At 35.0% G+C, this 3,020-nt stretch carries 5 protein-coding genes; all 5 read right to left on the bottom strand.

The genetic code is table 11. The annotated features are described in order from the left end of the window. Positions 1 to 563, bottom strand: a 563-nt coding sequence (locus tag ACGF7G_RS21825) for a hypothetical protein (RefSeq protein ID WP_387468354.1), incomplete at its 3' end; no start/stop codon positions are given. A 35-nt stretch (positions 564 to 598) separates the two neighbouring features. Next, positions 599 to 1,225: a restriction endonuclease fold toxin 5 domain-containing protein gene (locus ACGF7G_RS21820; RefSeq protein WP_387468353.1), complete on the bottom strand. Its 627-nt coding sequence runs from the start codon at positions 1,223 to 1,225 to the stop codon at positions 599 to 601. Positions 1,226 to 1,387: 162 nt separating this feature from the next. After that, on the bottom strand, positions 1,388 to 1,651 hold the full coding sequence (locus tag ACGF7G_RS21815) for a PAAR domain-containing protein (protein WP_387468352.1): 264 nt from the start codon (positions 1,649 to 1,651) through the stop codon (positions 1,388 to 1,390). Between the two features lie 2 nt (positions 1,652 to 1,653). Further along, positions 1,654 to 2,388 carry an immunity 52 family protein gene (locus ACGF7G_RS21810; protein WP_387468351.1) on the bottom strand — a complete coding sequence of 245 codons (735 nt, stop codon included), beginning with the start codon at positions 2,386 to 2,388 and terminating at the stop codon, positions 1,654 to 1,656. 48 nt (positions 2,389 to 2,436) lie between these two features. Beyond that, positions 2,437 to 3,020 (bottom strand): restriction endonuclease fold toxin 5 domain-containing protein (locus ACGF7G_RS21805; protein ID WP_387468349.1); only part of this gene is annotated, 584 nt, incomplete at its 5' end.

The raw sequence follows: 3,020 nt of genomic DNA, 5'->3' as shown, positions 1-3,020 counted from the left end.
GCCATTGGGACTAAAGTTGGATCTATTTCTATTGGCAAGTAGAGCATCCAGCCGGCATAAACTCTATCTGGGAAAACTTGTTTTTGTTTTAGCGAGTAGCCTCTGACATCCATCATGATTATTGGAGAGTAATGGTTGCTAACTAGAGAAGCTACGAAATCAATACACTTAGAATGATTAAGTTTTTCTTTTTCGAAACTAAGATCAATGCTTACATCCGTTTTTCCTAGCCTATTATCATAGTCACGACTTGAATACATGATTCTATTTTTTAACTTTACATCACCTGGAACATCAAATAATGTTTTTATGATAGATTTCAAATCCTCATCATAACTTTCTTTGAATTGATTTATGGCATATTCAGTAATGCCACTTTCATCAAAAACATTGTTTGCTTTTATTTCGTCTAGATCATATCCGGGTAAATGCCATCTACTTGAGCTATTAGATACCTTATTTATTTGTTGCATGATGCAGTATGTGTCACCCAATGCTAATTCTGGTGTTATCTTTTCTTTTAAATCATAAAACATTTCTATTCTAGCGTGTATTATGTTCATCTTTTTAATCCTAATTTTAAAATAAATATCCACATTTAAAGTGTATTAAATGTTTTAATGTTAATAAATTTAGCAAAAGCTTTGGTAAAATATCCGTAAGATACTGGTTGCAGAAAATGCCAATGTGATTTAGGAATATTTTCTAATGAAGCACATACATTATTTTGTCTTTCTGCTTGCCACATCATGCTTTCAAGCCCGGTCTTATCTGTTGGTTTTTTCTTAAATTCAGCATAAAACCATTTGGGTAATCCATCGTCAAAAAACTGATCATACAGAGCCTTAGCCTCAAGAAATAAGCATTGTGCAGGTTTCCAACCATCAAAATTTGTATCCATGCATAACCAAGTCTCAATGATGTTTAATTCAGGGTTGTATATCGTCCCGGCAATTTTTGTTTGATAAGCAATAGTTATTTCCGAATACGATGTGGTTTTTTCCCAAACCATCATCACTTTCCCAATTGCTGGACACTTTTCACACTTGGTTCTGGATGAAACAATCGTTTTTGTATCCGCTTTTGTTCTATCTTGTTCACCTTCTTTATCTTTGGTGCTTTCCATCACACCAACGGCGACTAATCCCGCAGTACAAGCAGCCAATGTCCATTCAGCAGCAGCTAAAAGAGCGGGAGCCGCTGGCGCAAGAAGTGGTAATGGCATATCAATTTCTCCTTTTCAATAAATTATCCATGACCTGCAAATAGTCACGGTACTTTTCTCGGCTCTCCGTTTTACCGGATTAATGTATTAGCTGGGTAAACGAAAAAGACAAGTGCAGCGCGTCAGTGTTGCCCTAAATAGGCCAAGTGATTTTTCGTCTAATTAAGCGAGAAAATCTTTTTGGCTGGCAATCAGTTTTGCGCCACATGCTGTGTACATCCCCTCTAATGCGACAGGTTTTCCCTGATGCTTTAAATTATCACTGCCTTCCACAATAGGAAAAACCCCTTTGCACTTAGGGCAGTTTACTAAATCACCTTTAGCAGCAATAGGCACGCCTTGATAAACCCAATCATCAATGGCGGTAATAACTTTACCACCATGATCGGTTAGGTCGTTTAAACGGATCACAGCTCTGTCTGTCATATTTATAACTCTGTCATCAATGGTAGTATTTGTAGATCCCGCAAGCAGATTTCAATATCATTGGCTTTATTGATATGTTCTTGATTTTCGATGTCAAAAATATCTTTTGTCGTGATAATCAATGAGCCTTTTTTGTCATTTTTATCAGAAATAGATATTATTTCTTCTGCCATTGGGACTAAAGTTGGATCTATTTCTATTGGCAAGTAGAGCATCCAGCCAGCACTTAAACGATCTGGAAATACTTGCTTTTTTTTCAATCTATATCCTCGTGTTTCAGTCATAATGACTGGAGAATTACGAGTAGATGCTAAAGCTTTAACAAACTCTATAATAATTCTAGTTTTCAATTTTTCTTTCACCAAGTTAAGATCAATTGATATATTGGTTTTTCCTAGTATATTATTATAAACTACATCACTACTTTGATAAAATATTCGATTTTTAAGTTCAATGTCACCTGGGATGTCAAATAAAGTAGCTATAAGATATTTTGCATCTTTATCATAATTTTCTGTAAGCTGGTTTATAGCATATTTAGTAAAACCAGTATCAGTAAATACATTATTTCCCTCTATTTCCTCTAAATTATACCCGGGTAAATGCCAATAACTTAGGTTGCTACTAATGTTATTTATTTTTTGCATTATCTGATATGCATCTTTTAACGCCAATTCAGGTGTTATTGGCTCATGAAGGTCATGAAATAATTTTATTCTTGGATGTATTAAACTCATAATCATCAATCCTGTTTGAAATCTTCAACAATAGTTATAGAATTTTTCTCAACTCATTGGCGTATGAAATGTTTTAATGTTAGTAAAAGGAATAAACATTTCAGAAAAATATTCATAAGATATAGGTTGCAAAAAATGCCAATGAGACTTTGGAATATTATTCAACCCTATACATACCCTATTTTGTCTTTCTGCTTGCCAAATCGTACTTTCTGCCCCTGTTTTACTGGTAGGTGTTTTTCTAAACTCACCAAAAACCCAACTTGGTTCACCATTTTTAAAAAACTGGTCATACTTAGCCTTAGCCTCAAGAAATAAGCATTGTGCAGGTTTCCAACCATCAAAATTTGTATCCATGCATAACCGAGTCTCAATGATGTTTAATTCAGGGTTGTATATCGTCCCGGCAATTTTTGTTTGATAAGCAATAGTTATTTCCGAATACGATGTGGTTTTTTCCCAAACCATCATCACTTTCCCAATTGCTGGACACTTTTCACACTTGGTTCTGGATGAAGCAATCGTTTTTGTATCCGCTTTTGTTCTATCTTGTTTACCTTCTTTATCTTTGGTGCTTTCCATTACACCAACGGCGACTAATCCCGCAGTACAAGCAGCCAATGTCCATTCAG

Origin of the sequence: Photorhabdus sp. RM323S (assembly GCF_042879375.1) — a bacterium.
Classification (GTDB): Bacteria; Pseudomonadota; Gammaproteobacteria; order Enterobacterales; family Enterobacteriaceae; genus Photorhabdus; species Photorhabdus tasmaniensis.
Note: the sequence above shows the minus strand (reverse complement) of the source record. Positions and strands in the feature narration are given on the sequence as shown.